Genomic DNA, 19261 nt, shown 5'->3' on the forward strand with positions numbered 1-19261 from the left:
TCAACGCGGCATCGGCCAGCTATCGAAATCGTCAAAATCGCCGGTCGCGTTCTGGCTACCGGCCGTCTGTCCCGTCAACCGCTGGGCGACATCAGCGAGCTTGATCGTCTTGGCGGCGCTTGCGACATCGACTTTCCAGGCGGGCAGCGCGCTTTCCGAAAGGCCATTCAGAAAATCGGCAATGGCGTCGAGGTTCTGGCAAAGCCGGTCCAGATTTTGCAGTTCGTAAATGGACTGCGAACCGCCGAATGCGCCGGCGACGACGAGATTGCCAATCAAATTCTGAAGATCCGCAGCCGAGCCAGCGAGCATCCGCACTTCGTCGGACGTCGTGCGCAGAACATCGGGAACGGGCACGTTCACAGACTGCTGGAGTCCGCCATTGTGGTTGTTCATTTTCATCCCCCAGCTTAGTGCCACTAAAAAAGTTCGAGTTCGCCAGCATTGTCGACGAGCGAGGCAACCGGCAGTTTCACCGGCCGTTCGATCTCCGTCGGCCCAGTCAGCAGGATTTGCCGCGCGCGGCCGGAAACCGGCCAATACTGAATTCTCCGCCCCTGCGCACCTCCAGTGCTGCCGCCGACGTAGGTGATGCCTTCGGCCTTGAGAAAGCGCATCGCGAAGTCGGCGTTGTTCTTGCCGATGTCGGAGCGTGATCGCACTGTTCGTGCCCCACCGAACACCTTGGCTTCGAGGCGATCGCGTCGTGCGCCGGCTTTCAGCAGTCCGTTCACGAGCAGCTCCATAAGATGGACGCCCATGCGTTCGGCCTGCTGCGTGCTCCCAAGCTCGCCCGGCAGCAGAAAGTGATTGATCCCACCGACACCCGCCAGCGGATCGCGAATGCACGCCGCCACACACGATCCAAGGATCGTCGTCACCATCACATTGCGGTCGTCAGTGACGAAGAACTCGCCCTGGATGATGTGGACCCGCTTTTCCGCCGTGGACGCGGTAGTCATGTCAGCTTACCAACCACGGCCTCGATGCAGGTCTTCAATTGCGGGACCGAAAAGGGCTTTGCGAGAAAGTTGTTGAGCCCCCACTTCTTGCCTTCATCAATCAGCGCTTTGTCGCCTTTGCCCGTCACTAGAATGAAGCCAACCTTGCTTGTTGGGGCATGCTGGCGGAGCGCGCGAAGAAGCTGAATGCCATCGATTTTCGGCATGTTGAAGTCTGAGATAACGAGATGGCAGGGTGCCGTCATCATCATCTTCAGGCCTTCTTCGCCATCCTTCGCAACCTTGAACGACTTCAATCCGATCTGATCGAGTCCGTCCGTCAGAAGCGCTCGGCTGACCGACGTATCGTCGACAACCAGAATCGATAATTGCTGCATTGCAGGCATAGTGAAGGCCTCCTAGTGATTCTTGTACTTGGACGTTTCTACAATGATGGCCGAAGCCAATTTATCGAGCGGGAGTTGCCTTTCCACGGCGCCCATTTCAAAAGCGGCTTTGGGCATGCCGTAGACGATGCAGCTGGCCTCGCTTTGTCCGTAGGTCTTTGCGCCTGCCTGGCGCATCGAGAGCAGGCCGGCGGCGCCGTCTTTACCCATGCCGGTCAGGATGACGCCAATTGCGTTGGCTTTGCAGGCCTTCGCAACAGACTGAAAAAGAACGTCAACCGATGGGCAGTGACCGTTGACGCGGTCGGCAGTCTTCAATCGGCAGCGAAGGTCCGCCGTGATTTCAAGGTGCTGCGTACCGCCCGGTGCAAGGAAAACGTGTCCGGGAAGAAGCTTAGCCCGGTCGGTCGCTTCTTGAACTTTCGGCGCACACTGCCTGTCGAGTCGCATTGCAAAGCTGCGCGTGAACGTCGGCGGCATATGCTGCGTGATGACGGTCGGCGGACAATTTTCAGGAAACTGGGAAAGGAGCGCCATGAGCGCTTCGACGCCGCCCGTCGAAGCACCGATGGCGACGATGCGGCCATCGGGTTGATAGGACTCATGCGGCGCACGGGCATTTGAAGCCTCCGGCGCATGGATGTCCGATTTGACGAGCGGACGGACACGCGCTGACGCCGCGATCTTGACCTTGTACGGAAGCTCCTCGAAGCTGTGCTCGTTGCCGGGACGCGGCTTCTCGATACAATCGACGGCGCCGATTTCGAGGGCCTGAATCGTCTCATCGGCGCCTCGGCCCGTCAGCGTCGAGACCATGATCACCGGCATCGGCCGCAGACGCATGATCTTCTCGAGAAAATCGAGACCGTTCATGTTAGGCATCTCGACATCGAGCGTGATGACGTCAGGATTGAGCGCTTTGATGGCCTGACGCGCCTGAATTGGATCTTCAGCCTGCCCGACGACTTCGATATCGGGATCTTTGGTCAACGCCGTTGCGATTAGCCCTCGCATCGTCGATGAATCGTCGACCACAAGGACTTTTACTTTCTTCATGACGTCTTGCCGCCTTTCTTACGATAGGTCGTGATGCCGTCAGCCATCAGCACTGCGGCGGCAGGGCCTGCGACACGTTCGGAATGACCGATGTAAAGTGCGCCATCGTCTCGCAACATGCGCGCCAATCGTCCCCAGATCGCGCTTTGCGTTTCGCGATCGAAATAGATCACGACGTTTCGACAGAAGATCGCGTCGAACGGTCCGTGAAACGGCCACGACCCCATCAGATTGAGTTCGCGGAACGACACGAGCGAGCGTGCTTCCTCTGCGACGCGCATGATGCTGTTATCGCCACCAGGCGCCGCTTCGAACCACTTGCTCCGAAGGTTAGACGGAATGTCCTGCAGTTCTTCTTTCTGATAGCAAGCCGTCTTACCACGAGCTACGACGTGCGGATTAAGATCGGTCGCCAGAATACGGATATCGAGAGACGCGGCCTCCGGGAGCACGGATAGCACCGTCAGAGCCATCGAATAGGGTTCCTGGCCACTGGAGCAGGCCGCCGACCATAGCCGAACGCGTTTGCCGCGGCGCGCGGCATCGGCCAGTGGCGCGATGATTTGAGCGCGGAGATGCTCGAAATGATGGGGTTCGCGGAAGAATCGCGTGACGTTGGTCGTTAGCGCAGCGATCATGCTGTTGCGCTCGTCGTCATTTTCACGAACAGCGGCGCAATAGTCGGAAAATGTCGAGATGCCGAGGGCGCGCAGACGCTTGGCCAGACGCGAATAAACGAGGGTTGCCTTCGACTGCGGCAGGTCGATACCCGCTTCTTCCTTGGCGATGCGCGCGATCTCGCGGAAGTTTGCATCGGAAAATGCAAACTCTCCCGTCACGAGGGCGCCTGACGGCGCCGCAGAAGATCCTCGCGGCTCCGGCGTCATGCAGCAGCCTTTTCGCTGATTGGCAGAACACAATCCAATGCCACGATGCTGATCATGCGCCCGTCAACAGGATACACGCCCTTCACAAACGTCTTTGCAAGGCCCGAAGCGATATCCGGTGTCGGCTGCATTGCAGCTTCGGAGACCGTTAGGATATCCGACACGGCGTCAACGAGAAGACCGATGACCTGCTGGTGGACTTGAACGACAATGATGACACTCCGGGGCGTAGGTTCGGTCAGGCCCAGTCCGAAGCGCATCGCGAGATCGACGATCGGCAATACCGCGCCGCGCAGATTGATGACGCCGCGAACATAGGGCGGCGCATGGGGCAGCGGCGTGGCCTGCGTCCAGCCCCGAATTTCGCGCACGCCCATAATGTCGATACAGAATTCCTGATCGCCGACGCGAAACGCGACGAACTCGCGATTGACGTTGTTGGCGGGGGAGCTTCCGTCTTGCATGGTTGTTATCCTCCTGTCCCGTAGCGCAGATCATCGCTTCGAAGGTTATCGAACGAGCTGGTAAGCAAGGCGTCCACATCGAGAATGAGCGCGACGCGGCCGTCTCCGAGAATGGTTGCAGCTGCGATTCCAGCAACCGTCCCATAGTTCGTCTCAAGGCTTTTGATGACGACCTGGCGTTGATCCTGGATCGAATCGACGAGAAGAGCATTGCGCGTGCCGCCGTCGGTTTCGACCAGGATCGCGACACTGTTTTCGGGATCGGCCGGCGTATCGCGAAATCCGAGCTGGGTGCCTACGTCGATGAGAGGAACGAACGTGTTCCGGATCGACATCACCCGGCCGTCTTTGCCAAGTCCGTGAAGCTCGGCCTTCTTCGGCTTCAACGTCTCGACGATGGCGGTGAGCGGCACGACGAGCGTCTGACCGGCAACAGAGACGGCCATGCCGTCGAGGACCGCCAGCGTCAGCGGCAAACTCATTGAGAAGGTCGAACCTTGTCCCGGCCGCGAAGAAATGGCGATGCGCCCGCCAAGCGCAACGATCGAACGCTTGACCACGTCCATGCCGACACCACGACCGGAAATGCTCGATATGGTTGCGGCGGTCGAGAAGCCCGGCAAGAACAGCAGATTGTCGATGTCGTTATCGGACAGTTGCACGTCAGGCGATATCAAGCCCTTCTTGATTGCCGAGGCACGCACCTTCGGACGGTCGATACCGGCACCATCGTCGGATATTTCGATCACGATCCGGCCCGAGCGATGTGCCGCGCTCAAGCGAATGGTTCCTTCTGGCGGCTTCCCCGCAGCAATGCGGGCTTCCGGCGATTCAATGCCGTGATCCACCGCGTTGCGGATCATGTGCGTCAGAGGCTCGGCGAGTCGCTCGACAACCGTCTTGTCGACCTCAGTGGCTTCGCCCTCCGTCTTGAGGCGAACCTCCTTGCCGGTCGCATCCGCTACTTCGCGAACAATGCGCGACATGCGCTGGAACAACGGCTTCACCGGCTGAGCGCGGATCGCCATTACGCTTTCCTGGATTTCGCGCGTCAGCTGCTCGAGCTCCTCAAGGCCGATGACGATCGACGACGATCCTGCGAGGTTTGCCTCGACCACGCGTTGCGACAGCATCGCCTGATTGATCACGAGCTCGCCAACGAGATTGATCAGGCGATCGACGCGGTCGAACTCGACTCGGATCGTGGTCTGGGCCGGAACGGCAGCCGCTTTTGGGGTTTCCGTCGCCTGCGCGGCCTGAGGAGCAGGTTCAGGCGCGGCGACCGGCTCTGCAGGCGTGTTTGCTTGCAGTTCCGATTGCGGCACAGCGGCTTTGAATCCCGCGTCCGGTATTTCCGCGGCGGACGCTTCAGCTTCCGGTGCGGATGAGCTTCCAAGCGCCTTGGCGAGCAGCGCAGCTATGTCGGCGTCGGAAACGCCGGGCTGACCATCCGTCTCGATGTTGATTTCCGCTTCGCCGTCCACAAATTCGAAGACTTCGCGAACGGCCTCGATGGGTTCATGCGATGAAAGCTTGATATTCCAGGCGAGATAGGCGCCTTCGGCCTCGATGGTTTCGAGGTCGGGAACGACCGTTGCATCGCACGAAACTTCGATGCTGCCGAGACGGGATAATTCCCGAATGATGAGCGCCGCTTCGTTGCCATTGGCATAAAGCTCGGGGCGCGGCACAAACCGAATGCGATATTCGTGCAGCGGCGGAGCTTCCGGCTCTGTCGCTATCGCCGGCATCTCGAAAGCGATAACCGACGGCTGGAAGTCTATGACTTCTTCAACGTCCTCTTCTTCGTTGGCGGCCGTCAGCGCCTTGACCTCGGCAGCGACTGCCGCATACGACGATTCGTCGATGTCTCTGCCGTCGCGCGAAGCTTCCACAAGATCGGCCAGGACATCGGCGGCACGGAGCATCGGCTTCATCACATCCGCCGTCGGCGCCAGCTTACCACTGCGAACGTGATCGAGTGCCGTTTCAAACGTGTGTGCGAACTGTACGAGCGCAGTCAGCTTGAATGCGCCGGCACCGCCCTTGATCGAATGTACCGCCCGAAAGACGGCATTGACTGTTTCTGAATCCGCATTGCCCTCGTCCATAGCGAGCAGGCCGGTCTCCATTTCGGAGAGTTGCTCCTCGCACTCCTGGAAGAAAGTCTGGCGGATAGCGGCCATCGTATCGACGGTCATTGCACTTCTCTTTTATTTTATGCCGCGACGCGCCGAATGGCTGCGATCAACTTCGTGGGTTCGAAGGGCTTGACGATCCACCCCGTGGCTCCGGCTTCCTTAGCGCGCATCTTTTTGGCGGCATCGCTCTCGGTCGTCAGGACGAGAATCGGAACGCGGCGATAACGGCTGTCCTTGCGAACGGCTTCTATCAATCCAAAACCGTCCATCTTCGGCATGTTGATATCGGTGACGATGACGTCAGGTGTCGCCGTCTGCAGGACTTCGAGACCGTGGACACCGTCTTCAGCCTGCAGGACGTTGTATCCCGCTTCGGCCAGCGCCATTCGCAACATGTCACGCATGGTTCGAGAGTCGTCGACGGTGAGTATTGTCTGTGTCATCCGGCCATTCCTTCGAGAAAGATCTGCTCGCGCGTCAGTCCGACAAGTGTGATCGTGTCGAGAAACTCGCTGCTGGGATTCGTTACCGCATAGCTATGCCCGTCAGCCTGCCAAGTCCTTGCTGCCGCGATCAAGATCTGGACGGCCTGCATACCCGTTCGGCGCACCTGCCCGGCATCGATGACCAACGGCGAACCGCGGCGTTCCAACAGCATGTTTCTCACCGACATCGCACACGCCGAATCGAGTGTTTCCGGCAGCACCAATGGCTCAGGAATCGTTGCTTCGGGAAGAGCTGCGACCGACGTTTCCGTCTCCTCGCTCAGCACCGCCCCTTGCGTCGCTTTCGCTGCCGGTGCTTTGCGCTGGCCGGCTTTAGCGGCCTTCGCGCGTGCCGGTTGTGCCCTCTTTCGTGCCATTAAAATTCCTCCCAGCCCGCATCAGCTGCTGCGGCTACACTGTGACGGCTACCGCCACCGGCGGCGGCTTTCATTTTTGCGGCGGCCTGCGCAAGACGAGCGGCCGGCTTTGGCTGCTGCTGCTCGCGACGCGGCGTCAATTCGACAACCGTGTCTGCACCCGTCCGGAAGCGGCTGACGAGACGCACCAGCTCTTCCGTCTGCTGGGCGAGCGTCTGTGTGGCAGCCGTTGCTTCCTCGACCATGGCCGCGTTCTGTTGGGTGACTTGATCCATCTCGTTGACGGCCGTGTTGACCTGTTCGAGACCGTGCGCCTGCTCGTTAGCGCTTGCCGCGATTCCCGTGACGATCTCGTTAATTTCTCCGACCTGAGAAACGATGCGCGTCAGAGCCTGGCCGGTTTCACCGACCAATTGGACGCCCTGCGCGACCTGGCCGGTCGACGCGGAGATCAATCCCTTGATCTCCTTCGCAGCCTCGGCGGACCGTTGCGCCAGAGCGCGGACTTCCGAAGCAACGACAGCGAATCCCCGACCAGCATCACCTGCACGCGCCGCCTCGACGCCGGCGTTGAGCGCGAGAAGATTGGTCTGGAATGCGATCTCGTCGATGACGCCGATGATCTGGCTGATCTGCTTGGAGGACGTCTCGATGCCGTTCATTGCAGCGATGGCTTTGCGAACAACCTCGCCGCTCTTTTCGGCATCCGACTTTGCGACGGAAACCGTATCGCGAGCATGCGTCGCGCCTTGTGCCGTCTTGCCGACGGTATCGGTGATTTCCTTGACCGCGGCTGCTGTCTCTTCAAGGCTTGCCGCCTGGTTTTCGGTGCGACGCGACAAGTCATCGGACGCTTGCGAAATTTCTTCAGTGCCGATTCTGATGCTGCTGGCGCCCTTTTTCACGAGTTCGATCGTGCTCTTGAGCTGCGAGGCTGCCGTATTAAAGTCTCGCTTCAGCTTTTCGAATTCCGGAGCGAATTCGGCATAAACCGTCGTTTCAAGATTGCCGTCGGCAAGCTCGGAAAGCGCCGTTCCAAGAGATGCAACAACGACGTTGATCTGGTTCTCAGCCTCGAGCTTTCCAGATTGAGCCGCCTCGAGTTGACCCATCATCAGGTTCATCTGGTTGATGATGGCTTCGTACTCGCTGATAACATTCTCCGTAATGCGATGCGCGAAATCTCCGCTCGCAATACGTTCCGCCGCCGAGGTGAATGCTGCCATGAAGCGCTCGTGCTCACGGGCGTAGTGCTCGCTCTGTTCCTGCTGTTCCTTGGCCGCCGAAACAATCGAATCCGTCATCGATTTGTTTTCCAGCAACGCTTCCTTGAAGCGCGCCAGGGCGCCGGCGATCTTGCCGTTCTCGTTGGTGTCAGAGAGGTAAGGAATGCTTACGCTCAGGTCCTTGTGGCTCAGCTGCTCCATGGAGCGGACGAGATTAGAAAGCCGGAGCGACGTTCCCTTCGAAATGAGAGCAACCAGAACGATTGCGAGGATCGTTGCCGATACCAAAAGGCCGAGCGTCCAGTAGAGCGCGCTCGATTCAGCGTTCACGCGCCGCTGGGCAATCTGAAGGAAGGTGTCACCGAGCGAACTCGCTACCGCTCCGATCATGTCGTTAGCATCGGACAGAGAAGCTTGGAACGCGCTGCCCAGTGCCGTTCGCTGATAGTTCGCAGCTTTGATCTGCGCGGCAATGCCGTCAAGCTTCGCCACAAGCTGTGCAGGCTCATCCCCAATGGTGCGCTTGAGTTCGCCCGTTGCATCCTCGCCAAATAGCTTGCGCAACGAGGCCTTCAACTTGGCGTTGGTGCGTGACAGCACGGCATAATTCATCGCCAGATCGGTTTGATCGCCCGCGGTGGCCGGCGTCGAGAGCGTGTCCTGCAATTCGACGATTGCCTGCTTCACGCCCGAGAGGCGCTGAATAAAGATATCCTGGGCGTAAAAGCCGTCGTCAGACGCGTCTGTCGCGAGGCCGGACGCATTTGCGATCTGATCCAAAAGCTCGAAGCCGTTGTGGGCCTGCTCACTCACCGTCTTGGCATTTTCGAAAGCGCCCAGCGCCGATCCAACCCCAAGCGCTTTTGCTGCGCTTGCAAGCTCGTCGCTCTCTCGGCCCGTCACCACTCCGTCCTTGCTGGTGGGCATCTTCGCCCAAACGGCTGACGCGAGTTTGGCACCCTCAATTTCGCGGTCGACCGCGCCGATGTGCCGGAACGTATTATCTGCATAGAGATAAAGTTGGGCCAGCGACGGAATAAGAAAAACCGAAGCGATTAGCACAAGCCGACGGGGCATCGACCACTTGCTATTAATATACTCAACGACCATGGCGTGCTTCTCTCCTCGTATTTTTTCGTATTCGTTTTGAGATGGACCGGCTTTCGCCTTTGACGGTGGGAGGACGAATTTCGTTTAGTGGGGAGCGACCGACTATGCGCGCGCGACTTCGTCCGCCGCGATCCACGTGCGCGAGCGAGCGATGACGTTTCGGATGTCCAAAGATGCGCAGCAACGACCGGCAAATGCCGGGCGCAATCGACCATTGCCCATGAAAGGGTGTTCCTGCTCGAATAGGCCGGAACATGTCGGATCTAAACCGACACGGCTGCGCGGCGTCATGCCTTTGATTGCTTAATCAAGCTGCCGTGCGATAACCGTATTCGGCAATGCTATCGAATTCGTTTACGACGTAAATTTATTTCTCATTAATTGAATAAATATCGAGATATCACCAAAACTCTAATTCCGCCCCAATAATGGACTTTTGCAGCACCCTCTTAACCTCGCGGCGCGGCACAATTTCTAATTTGCCAAACCTTGAATCATTTCAAGCAATTGCCGACTCGCGGCGCGCTATTTCTTAACCCAGGACAATCGGCGCGGCGGCTTGATATAGCGCAGGCCGACGATACCGGAGTCGACCCGAATAACGCGGCATCGGACAATCAAATCGTCGCTCGGCACTTCAAAAAAAAATTCGCCGGTCAATAAATTCGGATTCGGCACTTTAATTTTAGCGCCGCCCTCCGAAAGATCGAGAATGGTGCCGTCAATACGTTGACCATCGTCAAGCACGACGGTACCCGGCTTGAAAACCGCGCGCCGGCCGAATTGCCTCTGATCTTTTGGACGTTCTATCGCCAAGTTGCTGACCTATCTTCTGAGTGATTGACGTATTTGTTACACTTGCATCTACGCTCATTACGATGGCGCCGACGCGCCTCTGCTGCCAATAACCTACTGTAGATCCAGCCTTCTATCTGCCCGGGCGATTTGCGGGCTTTAGCATGCCAAAACACATATCCGTATACAGACGAGTTATGACTAACCTGATTCGACTGAAAATCAGATAATCGGACCTTAAGAGATTTAAGACCAATTATGCGAATAGATGAGGTCTGTCAGTTTCAGAACTGGCAAAATGTAAAATAATGTGGACGTGACGAGCCGACGCATGGTCGGCATCATAAAATGAAAAAGTTGGGCCCGCTCGAAATCCGAACGCAAGGGATTTCGTTCAGTATTCGGCCAGAATGTAAACGGGCGGGACGATGCGGGGCTCAGCAGCTAAGGGCGTTACGGCTTTCAAGCCCAGCGAACGTACGCAAACTGCTGCGGCTAAGAAAGCGGCCCGTAAGGCAAAAACTGCAGCCGCCCCTCCTAGCCTGTCTGGACACGTCAAAGCGCTGGCGTCGGCGCTCGATCCGTTCGGCTGTGTATCGATCACAGACAATGAAGGTCGCATCATTCATGTGAATGACGCGTTCGTGCGGATCAGCCGCTACGCGCGCGATGCGCTCTTGGGGCAAAACCATTCAATCTTGAGTTCAGGCCATCATTCCCGCGCATTCTGGAGCGCGGCTTATGAAGTTCTCAACCGCGGTGAAACTTGGCATTCACGCATTCAAAATCGAGCCAAGGACGGAACTCTCTATTGGGTCGACGCGACCATTCGGCCGCTCAAGGGCCGGAGCGGACGCATCATAGGGTTTGTATCGCTTCAGGCAGAAACGGCCGCCCCCGTTGAAACCCACGTCGCACGGCCGAATAATGATGTGTTGCTGCAGGCTGTCGCTGAAAGCTTTCCGGGCGGACTGACCGTTTTTGATCGCGATCTGCACATGGTGCTGATCAATGAACGACAAAAGCAGCTTTTGGAATATCCGGACGATCTCTTCAAACGCGGTCTTCCTACTCTTGAGGATCTTTATCGCTTCAATGCCGAGCGCGGCGAATACGGGCCGGGAGAAACTGAAAAGCAAATCCGCTCTCGCTTCGATCTCACGACGAAAGGTGAGGCGCAGGCGTTCGAGCGGCGCCGGCCCAACGGCACCTGCCTTGAAGTCCGTAGCACGCCGCTTACTGACGGCGGGTTTATCGTTTCCCACTTTGATATTACCGAACGCAAACGCGATCAGGAAACCATTGGGCGCCTTGAGCATCAGGATGCACTAACCGGACTACCCAACCGCACGCTGTTTCAAGAGCGCGTGCGCTCGGCACTTGCGCAAGCCAAGGGCGGCTGGGCGCTCGCCATTCATTGCCTCGATCTCGATCGCTTCAAGTCGATCAACGACACTCTCGGCCATCATGTCGGTGATGCGCTGCTCTTTGCAGTCGGAGAACGGTTAAAAAGCGAAGTCCGAGATACCGACACGGTCGCACGGATCAGCGGCGATGAGTTCGCGATTATTCAGATGGCGCCGCAATCCATCGAAGAAGTCGAATCGCTGGCAAAGCGCATCCTTTCGGCGTTTTCAGAGCCCTTCGAACTCGGAGATAATACGCTCACCGTCGGCACAAGCATCGGGATCGCGGTCGGCCCGTCCGATGGGAACGATGCCGAGAAGCTACTTACGAATGCCGACATGGCGCTTTACCGGACAAAATCCGTGCGGCGCGGAAGCTTCGGCTTCTTCGAACATTCGATGCATGAGCGCTTGCAGAAGCGTCACCAGATCATCATGGGACTGCATGAGGCGATTGCGAACAGCAAATTCGAACTTCACTACCAGCCGATCGTAAACGTCAAGACGCGGCGCATCGTCGGTTGCGAAGCTCTGATACGCTGGTCGCATCCGGTCCGCGGAATTATTCCTGCGTCCGAGTTCATCCCAATTGCGGAGGAATGCGGGCTTATCGGCCAAATTGGTGACTGGGTTTTGAAGCGCGCGTGTGCGGAGGCGAGCCTCTGGCCCGATGACATCTGGGTTGCCGTCAATATCTCCCCGGCTCAGTTTCGCGAGCCGGACCTTGTTGAGAAAGTCACCAACGCGGCCAAGAATATACCGCTGTCCCGTGTGATCCTGGAGATTACTGAAACGCTCCTGATGAAGGATCGTGACGCGGCTTCTGCGACGCTTGAAACGCTTCGGAAGATGGGGGTCCGCTTTTCGATCGACGACTTCGGTACAGGGTTTTCTTCGCTGAGCTATCTGCAGGACTTTCCGTTCGACAAAATCAAAATCGACCGGTCGTTCGTGTCGGCGGTCGCGAACATCAAGCGGTCAGCGACACTTCGCAGATCAATCATTCAGCTCGGGTATAATCTTGGAATGACGAGCGTCGCAGAGGGCGTCGAGACTGAGCAGCAGCTTGAGCGACTGCGCGCAGAGGGCTGCGTCGAGGCGCAAGGCTTTCTTTTCTCGCGGGCCGTGCCTGCGGCGAAGCTCAGGACGCTGTTCGCCAACCCGCTCTAAGAACGGCGTGTAATCCGTCAGTGTCTAAAGCGAAGCTCTTTCGACCGACTTAGTCGTCGACGACAACACGATTACGTCCTGCAGCTTTCGCTTCGTACAATTTGGAATCTGCGCGATCAAGGAAATCGTCGTATTCTTCGCCTTGCCGCAATTCGGCGATGCCGAACGATGCCGTCACCTTCCCGATTGGCTGCCCCGTGCGATGATGCATCCATTTCTTAGACTCGAGTTCACCGCGCATTTGCTCGCCGAGATTTCTGGCGCCCGCGAGCCGCGTTTGGGGCAGAACGACGATGAATTCTTCACCACCATACCGGGCCGCCGTGTCTCTGCCCTTGATATTCTTGGAGAGGAGTTCCGCGAAGCGCCGCAGGATCTCGTCGCCGACGGCGTGGCCGAACGTGTCATTGATGCGTTTGAAGTGATCGACGTCGGCCATGATGATGCTGAGCGGTTCCTTGGCGTGCGACGCCGCTTCCACTTCTTTAGGAAGATGGACATCCAGCCAGTGCCTGTTCTTCAGTGACGTCACAGCGTCCAACATGCCTAATCGATGGCTGTCACTCAGGCTGACGCGTAGCTTATCAATTTGCAGCTGCGACTGCTGAAGACGGTTGTTCAGCTCGTTGACCTCGGTCTGCACCTTTTTGTTTTCGCTGATGAGGTACTGGATGATCGCCCGGATACCATCTGGCGACGTCGAAGAGACGAGACCATCAGCAGCTTTCGTCAACGATTCCGAATGAGATCCGCTCAAATCCAGATGCTGCTTCAAGAGGCGCATCACGGACGACATTTCGTCGTCGAGTTCTTTGCCGACTTTTTCGAGCCGGTCCGAGAGGCCCTCGTCCGCCTCTCGTTGCGTAGGCCTGCGATCGATGAACTTCCAGGCGCCCCAAGCGAAGCTCATGCAGCAGGCCGTGACGAGGCCGAAAAGAAGTGCCAGTCCGAAAGGATGGGCTCCAAGACGAACGATACGACCTCTTGCATCGACCTCGGCTATTTGCCAGGAAACATCGGACCAGCTCAGAAGCGATGCTAAATCGCCCTCGGAGCGCATCGAGATGTTCCACACGAGAAACGTGCAGGCGATGGCCGCAAGGCTTGCCAACATGAAAGCCGCGGAGGACGGTAGCTGCCGGAGTGCAAATGTGCTCATGGTTCGTGCTCGGCTCGAATTGACGGAACTCGCAACCCAATCGGACGTGTTCCCGGCGGCAAAGACGCGGCGAGGCTCAATGAAGAGTGGAACTTCCCGGCAATGAAGCCGACGGCACTAAAGTCGTAGCTATGATTAGGCTGCGTACTTATTCAAATAAATGCCGCCAGCATCCCGACCACGAGTCGGCTACTGGCGCAATGCTCTTTTTGCGCATTTTCGAAATAGTCTGTTTATATTACCATTTACGCAACGTGATAGATCAGAAAACGCTATTTAAAACCCACAGCAATTCGCATGAATATCTGTTCGGTAAATACTTTCAGCAAACTTCCGCTATAACTTCCCGTCAGCAGAAGTATGACAAATCCGGCAATTATCTTAGGCACGAACGTCAGCGTCATCTCTTGGATTTGCGTGAGCGCTTGAACAAATGCGACGCCCACGCCGATAACCATTGCGGAACCCACAACTGGGCCAGCGAGCACAATCGTCAACCAGATAGCCTGTTGAACGAGCTGAAGTGCATCACCTTCTGTCATGACGATATGGGATATCCTATCGATACGCCTGCGGTGATCGGGACTTGAGTTCCGTCTGTCAGGATCGCGGTCGAGCCTGAGGAGTCGATACGGACCGACTGAACCACGCCCTGCGTGCCATCCGTTCCCGTTATGACCAGCCCGATCATCGTGCTTGCCTGGGAAATATTGGAATTCACCAGAAGCTGGTCGAGCTTCGAATTCGCGTTGATGCTCTGCTCGACATTCGAGAATTGGGCAATCTGCGACATGAATTCGTTCGTATCGGTCGGATTGAGTGGATCCTGATTCTGCAATTGCACGACCATCAACTTAAGAAAATCATTATAGTCGAGCGTCGTTGTCGACTGACTGCTCGAAGACGTCTGCGTACCCGACGTACCGCCGGTGGCTGGAACCGTGGTCATGCGACCTCCTTGCTGCGTTCTTCCGAGGCGTTTGCCGCGACCTCTAACGGAAGCAGCGTTCTCACTTTCTTCAAAGCATCGAACGGCCGGTCGCCATCGAGCATGTCGCCCGCCTCCCTGAGACCGTCAAGTATCTTGGGATCGCGGATGCTCGCCGAAAGGTTCGATACCGATTCCCTCGCCATCGTCCGTGCTTTCATGTAGAGCGCCGGGTCCATGAGCATCATTTGAATCATGAAATACAATTGCCGCAGAGGCGTCGTTGTATCTTCCGGCTTCATCACGTGTTGTTCGAGCAGGAAAACGACGTCGTTCATGAGCTCGAGGCTGACCTTGCGATCAACGCGCAGAACGCCGCCGTTGATGAAGATGCGTTCACCGGCTCTCAGGGTAATTTTCAGGCCGCCAGCCATCAAAGACCTTCCGCGATGACATTTGATACGTCGATAAGGCCCGCGAAATTCCGCGACTTGCCGTTGCTGATCGCCTCGGCTTCTTTGAGCATCCAGATCCCTATTGAGATCAACTTGGCGCGCACATCGTCCGGTAACCCGTTTTCGGGTTTCGCGAGATCTTCAAGAAAGAAGCTCCAAAGCCTGTTCAAGAAGATGATAGCGTCTATGGCTTCGCGCGACTGCGGTCCCGCCTTCTCTGCCGTCTTCAATAGGGCCACGGATTGCTCGAGGGCCAGGCGCTCGTTCTCGCGCTGCCGATTGCCGGACTCGCTTAATGTTTCTTCATATGAGAACTTATACATCTTTCGCCTTCCGCAATCCGCCCTTGGATGCCGTCGTTAGTTATTCAGGTAATCGAGGATACTGAGTTTGTTGAGCTGGCTCGTCAGCGAATACGCCGCCTGAAGCGCCGTCGAAATCTGCGACAACTGCGTCGTGACTGCGGCAGGATCGATCTGTTCCAGATTGTCGATCGACTTCGTTAGAAAATCGACTTGCGAGTCGATCTGACTGTTGGCGTCAGTAACGCGCTGTTGCGTGACGCCGAGAGCCGACTGAACTTGCGTGAGGCCGCCTGTCACGTCTCCGGTGAGGTCGCGAGCCTTCGAGATTATTACCTGCTGCGTACCGCTATTCAGGTTTGCAAAGCCGAGGCCGGAAATCATTGCGAAAGCTTCGCCCAACGACCGGAATGTGCCGTTGTCGGCTGTCACTGACGTATCGATGATTTGGTTCCGAGAGATTCGGCTGCTCACCGGTTTGTCCGATGCGGCCGACCAGGTGCTCGACCAGTTTGCATCCGAGAACAGATTGGCGAACTCATTGTTGAGAAAGTCGCTCATATCATTGGGCGAAATACTGGAGACGTTCGGGTCATCCGGACTCATGCCGAACTTGGCCGTAAAGGCGGCGGTGATCGCCTGCGCGCCAGCCGATGGCGGCGTTCCAAAAAAGTCTTCCATGGGCTGGACGTCGGAATTGATGCCCGCGAACAGATACTGGCCGTCGAGCGAGGCGTTGAGCTGATCCTGAAGCGTCTGCATCCCGGCCTTCGCCGATTGGATCAACGTATCCTGAGACGTGGCGGCCGTTTGCGCCGTGATCAGACTCGAGAGAAAATTGGACGTGCTCTTCGCCAGCGTATCAAGCGCTGATTGCGACGCGCTGAGACGGTTGAGCACAAGATTGTTTGAACCTTGGATGGCCTGGATCTGATCCATGTCCTGGCGCATCGAGATGCTGACGCCCGTCGTCGCACCCAGGGTTACCCCCACGTCTGCGTGCCTGCCCGTCGCAAGCTCTTTTTGGGCGTCGACGAGCTGCTGCTGGTACTTGGCTATCGATCTGAGCGTTTCATTGGAGATCGAAGCGGAAGAGATGAATGACGAGGAAATCATGAATGTCAGCTCGCTGCCTGTAAGAGCGTCGAGATCATATTGTCGACGGTGCTGATGAGACGGGACGAGGCTTGAAACGTTCGCTCTAGCGAGAGCAAATTGGTCATTTCCTCGTCGAGGTTTACACCGGTGGCTTGCGACAGTGAGGTGGCGGCGCGATCAGCAATCGTTTGGCGCGATTCCGCCTCGTTACTTGACGATTGACGCAGCGCTTCGAGCCACGAGACCGACGACTTGGCGAAATCGAGCATCGATCCCGTCGAATGAATCTGGGTCGAGGAATCGAAGGCTTGGGTGGAACCGAGATTCGTTATCAGCTGCTGGATGCGGTCCGTATAAGATGCGCCGCCGTCGCTGTTGTAGGTGTAGCTCGCGCCGGCAATACCGCCATCACGAATGAGCTCGGCGTTTCCGCCCTGGGTCGGATCGGCGCTTGCGTTGATCTTGATCGAGCCTGCTAGACCTGGAACGATGCTTGTCGGCACTGATGAGGAGCCGCCGTCGGTAAACAATCCGGCTGCATCCGGCAAACCACTTCCAGATTGATCGCTCTCGGCAAACGTCGAGATCAGACCGCGGGCCATTTCATCGAGTTGGCTTTGATAGGTCGGGGCGATGCTGTCGCGGACTTCAACGAGACCAGCAAGCTTGCCGGAGCTGATCGACATCATGTGCGGCGTGCCCGCAATCGGCACACCATCAGCATAAACCGGTGATCCGACGGAGTTCGCGGACAGATTCGCAGATTGCTGGAAGGTCACCGACCTTGCCGTTTTGTCGAACAGGGTGACGCCACTGTCCGTGTAGATGGCCATATCGCCATTGTCGCGCGTGGCCGTCCGAATTCCTATTTCATTCGACAGCTGCTTCAATACTGTATCGCGTGCGTCCAAGACGTCCGTGATGTCCCTACCGCTACCCGAGGCCGACACGACCTGCTGATTGAGCGTTTGGAACTGCGAAAGAAGGCTGTTGATGTTGCCGACCGACGTCGCGATGGCGGAATCGGCCTGATTTCTAACGTCAGTGACTGCCTGTGTAGCTTCGTTGAGAGACGTCACCAGCTCTTGTGCGGCGGTTACGACTGTTGCCCCAACGGCGCTATTCTGAGGGGTAGCGGAATAATTCTGAAGTGCCGTGTTTAGCTTCGACATCAAGGCGGCGGGCGACGTATCAGAGTCCGTGTCGCCCACCGTATTCTGTAACTGATCCAAGGCCGAATTGACGGCCGATTGCGTTTGGCTGCTTGCGTTTGCGTCGAGGTACGTGTCGAGAAGCAGCTTGTTGGCCGTTCTCGTCACGCCCGCGATGCTGACGCCACCGCCCGGCCCGCTGACGACATTCGCGACTTTTCTGCTTGCGTCCGTATTGTTTACGCGCGCGATGTTCTGTGAGACGACAGAAATCTGCTCGGAAACCGTCGAAATGCTTGAAAGCGCATTACTCGTGCTCTGCGTAAGCGACATCAGCTGGGCCTTTATTTCCTATGTTTCCGTCACCGAACGAGGTTGACGAGTACGTCCAGGAGTTCGGTACCGGTCTGAAACACTTTCGAGTTTGCAGTGTAGTTGCGTTGCGCCTGGACCATCGTCGTCAGCTCGGAAGCAAGATCGACGGTGCTGCTTTCCAATGCGCCAGAGATGATTTTGCCACGACCGCTCTCGTTAGCGGTGCCGAGCTGCAAATCTCCGGACTCCTTGTTCGTGGCGTAGACGTTCCCGGAGATCGCCGTGAGATTGTCTGGGCTCGCGACGGTCGCCAATGGAATCTTGAATGCGTCAACGCGTGAACCGTCCTTGTAGACTGCCGTCACGATGCCTTCGTCGCTGATCTCAAGACGGTCAACAGCAGACGGAGGACTGCCATTTGCGCTCGGTGCTTCGGCGCCGGTCTGGGGCGAATAGCTCGCCGCCAGCTGTGTCATCTTGCTGATGTCGAGCGAGAATGTTGAGCCATTGGGGATGTTGAAGCTCAGCGCTTGCGGGCTCGTCGAGGTCAATGCGCCAGTCGTGCCGTCGAACGTCACGTTCGTCGTCGTCAACTGCGATCCCGCAGCGTAGGGGAAGCCACCGTTGGTCGCGCCGGCCGCGTTGTATACGGTTATCTGCCAGGTGTTATCGGCCGTTTTCGCGGAATAGACGTCGAGCGTCACTTGATGGCCGAGGTTATCGTAAGTGACGATCGAGGTCTTGCCGGCATATTCCGCCGTCGCGGCGTTCGCAGCCGGGAGGTTGGCCGCGGCAGTAATGTCCGCGTCAGCAGGGAGGTTTACGCCGAACTTGCCGCTTGTCGAAGGCGTTGCCTTCAGGCCAAGGCTGCTCGTGCTCACGACCTGAAGGCCGGCGGCACTGTTTACGACGGAACTCGAGCTGCCGTCCAAAAGGTTGTAGCCGAGCAGCTTGAACCCTGCAGCGTTCACCAGATCGCCATTGGAGTCCGGAACGAAATTGCCTGCACGCGTCAGGAAGGGCGTTCCAGAATCGCTTTCGACCATAAAGAACCCGTTGCCGCTGACCGCGAGGTCGGTCGGCGACTTCGTGTAGGTGAAGTCTCCCTGCTGGGAGACCGCCCGGCGAGCGATGGTCGAAACGGAACCCGGCACATACTCGGCGACGCTGCCTTCCGCGATGAGCGTTGCAAATTCCGTTGATGCGCCTTTGTAACCAGTGGTGTTGATATTTGCGATGTTGTCCGCAACCGTACCCATACGGTCAGACTGGACAGACATGCCCGAGACGCTGGTAGTCATTACTCCGTAAAGACCCATCGACATTCTCCTCGTCGCGAATGATGCTCGGCGCAATTGAAGCATCTGGGCCTTGCGTGAGACTGGTTT

At 57.3% G+C, this 19261-nt stretch carries 20 protein-coding genes; 1 reads left to right on the top strand and 19 read right to left on the bottom strand.

From position 1 onward, the window contains the following. The 11 genes from HYPMC_RS19880 to HYPMC_RS19935 all read right to left on the bottom strand — a co-directional run bounded on the left by HYPMC_RS19880 (nucleotide 1) and on the right by HYPMC_RS19935 (nucleotide 9910). Nucleotides 1-396 (bottom strand): hypothetical protein, encoded by a 396-nt coding sequence (locus HYPMC_RS19880; RefSeq protein ID WP_013949903.1) that lies wholly within the window; start codon nucleotides 394-396, stop codon nucleotides 1-3. Nucleotides 397-419: 23 nt separating this feature from the next. Continuing rightward, nucleotides 420-962 carry a chemotaxis protein CheD gene (locus HYPMC_RS19885; RefSeq protein WP_013949904.1) on the bottom strand — a complete coding sequence of 181 codons (543 nt, stop codon included), beginning with the start codon at nucleotides 960-962 and terminating at the stop codon, nucleotides 420-422. Then, nucleotides 959-1348, bottom strand: a complete 390-nt coding sequence (locus tag HYPMC_RS19890; RefSeq protein ID WP_013949905.1) for a response regulator — start codon at nucleotides 1346-1348, stop codon at nucleotides 959-961. Before HYPMC_RS19890 ends, HYPMC_RS19885 begins: the two co-directional genes overlap by 4 nt. Before the next feature lie 12 nt (nucleotides 1349-1360). After that, entirely contained in the window at nucleotides 1361-2404 is a 1044-nt protein-coding gene (locus HYPMC_RS19895) for a chemotaxis response regulator protein-glutamate methylesterase (RefSeq protein WP_013949906.1), read from the bottom strand. After that, the gene (locus tag HYPMC_RS19900; protein WP_013949907.1) at nucleotides 2401-3291 is read right to left on the bottom strand and encodes a protein-glutamate O-methyltransferase CheR; all 891 of its coding nucleotides are present in this window, start codon (nucleotides 3289-3291) and stop codon (nucleotides 2401-2403) included. Before HYPMC_RS19900 ends, HYPMC_RS19895 begins: the two co-directional genes overlap by 4 nt. Then, entirely contained in the window at nucleotides 3288-3755 is a 468-nt protein-coding gene (locus tag HYPMC_RS19905; RefSeq protein ID WP_013949908.1) for a chemotaxis protein CheW, read from the bottom strand. Before HYPMC_RS19905 ends, HYPMC_RS19900 begins: the two co-directional genes overlap by 4 nt. Nucleotides 3756-3760: 5 nt before the next feature. Further along, nucleotides 3761-5956, bottom strand: a complete 2196-nt coding sequence (locus HYPMC_RS19910; protein WP_013949909.1) for a chemotaxis protein CheA — start codon at nucleotides 5954-5956, stop codon at nucleotides 3761-3763. A 17-nt stretch (nucleotides 5957-5973) separates the two neighbouring features. Further along, nucleotides 5974-6339: a response regulator gene (locus tag HYPMC_RS19915; protein WP_013949910.1), complete on the bottom strand. Its 366-nt coding sequence runs from the start codon at nucleotides 6337-6339 to the stop codon at nucleotides 5974-5976. After that, complete coding sequence (locus tag HYPMC_RS23465; RefSeq protein ID WP_013949911.1) at nucleotides 6336-6758, bottom strand: STAS domain-containing protein; 423 nt, start codon at nucleotides 6756-6758, stop codon at nucleotides 6336-6338. Before HYPMC_RS23465 ends, HYPMC_RS19915 begins: the two co-directional genes overlap by 4 nt. After that, nucleotides 6758-9094 (bottom strand): methyl-accepting chemotaxis protein, encoded by a 2337-nt coding sequence (locus tag HYPMC_RS19925; protein ID WP_013949912.1) that lies wholly within the window; start codon nucleotides 9092-9094, stop codon nucleotides 6758-6760. The genes HYPMC_RS23465 and HYPMC_RS19925 overlap by 1 nt, the downstream gene beginning before the upstream one ends. 525 nt (nucleotides 9095-9619) lie before the next feature. After that, nucleotides 9620-9910 (bottom strand): PilZ domain-containing protein, encoded by a 291-nt coding sequence (locus tag HYPMC_RS19935; RefSeq protein WP_013949913.1) that lies wholly within the window; start codon nucleotides 9908-9910, stop codon nucleotides 9620-9622. Between the two features lie 407 nt (nucleotides 9911-10317). Between HYPMC_RS19935 and HYPMC_RS24945 the strand changes: the two genes are divergently transcribed. After that, a complete protein-coding gene (locus HYPMC_RS24945) occupies nucleotides 10318-12465 on the top strand; it encodes a bifunctional diguanylate cyclase/phosphodiesterase (protein ID WP_013949914.1) in 2148 nt (715 codons plus the stop codon). Nucleotides 12466-12514: 49 nt separating this feature from the next. Here HYPMC_RS24945 and HYPMC_RS19945 read toward each other — a convergent pair whose 3' ends face one another. From HYPMC_RS19945 to HYPMC_RS19980, 8 genes are all read right to left on the bottom strand, one after another. Beyond that, nucleotides 12515-13624 carry a diguanylate cyclase gene (locus HYPMC_RS19945; RefSeq protein WP_013949915.1) on the bottom strand — a complete coding sequence of 370 codons (1110 nt, stop codon included), beginning with the start codon at nucleotides 13622-13624 and terminating at the stop codon, nucleotides 12515-12517. Between the two features lie 272 nt (nucleotides 13625-13896). Beyond that, a complete protein-coding gene (gene fliQ, locus HYPMC_RS19950) occupies nucleotides 13897-14166 on the bottom strand; it encodes a flagellar biosynthesis protein FliQ (RefSeq protein WP_013949916.1) in 270 nt (89 codons plus the stop codon). Beyond that, entirely contained in the window at nucleotides 14163-14573 is a 411-nt protein-coding gene (flgD, locus tag HYPMC_RS19955) for a flagellar hook assembly protein FlgD (RefSeq protein WP_013949917.1), read from the bottom strand. Before flgD ends, fliQ begins: the two co-directional genes overlap by 4 nt. Further along, entirely contained in the window at nucleotides 14570-14986 is a 417-nt protein-coding gene (gene flbT, locus HYPMC_RS19960) for a flagellar biosynthesis repressor FlbT (RefSeq protein ID WP_013949918.1), read from the bottom strand. The genes flgD and flbT overlap by 4 nt, the downstream gene beginning before the upstream one ends. After that, nucleotides 14986-15330 carry a flagellar biosynthesis regulator FlaF gene (gene flaF / locus HYPMC_RS19965; RefSeq protein WP_013949919.1) on the bottom strand — a complete coding sequence of 115 codons (345 nt, stop codon included), beginning with the start codon at nucleotides 15328-15330 and terminating at the stop codon, nucleotides 14986-14988. The genes flbT and flaF overlap by 1 nt, the downstream gene beginning before the upstream one ends. A gap of 36 nt (nucleotides 15331-15366) precedes the next feature. Then, nucleotides 15367-16425 (bottom strand): flagellar hook-associated family protein, encoded by a 1059-nt coding sequence (locus HYPMC_RS19970; RefSeq protein WP_013949920.1) that lies wholly within the window; start codon nucleotides 16423-16425, stop codon nucleotides 15367-15369. Nucleotides 16426-16430: 5 nt separating this feature from the next. Beyond that, nucleotides 16431-17891 (bottom strand): flagellar hook-associated protein FlgK, encoded by a 1461-nt coding sequence (flgK, locus tag HYPMC_RS19975; protein ID WP_013949921.1) that lies wholly within the window; start codon nucleotides 17889-17891, stop codon nucleotides 16431-16433. Nucleotides 17892-17920: 29 nt separating this feature from the next. Beyond that, nucleotides 17921-19192, bottom strand: coding sequence for a flagellar hook protein FlgE (locus HYPMC_RS19980; protein WP_013949922.1), 1272 nt, complete (start codon nucleotides 19190-19192; stop codon nucleotides 17921-17923). Between the last annotated feature and the right edge of the window lie 69 nt (nucleotides 19193-19261).

Origin of the sequence: Hyphomicrobium sp. MC1 (assembly GCF_000253295.1) — a bacterium.
GTDB lineage: Bacteria > Pseudomonadota > Alphaproteobacteria > Rhizobiales > Hyphomicrobiaceae > Hyphomicrobium_B.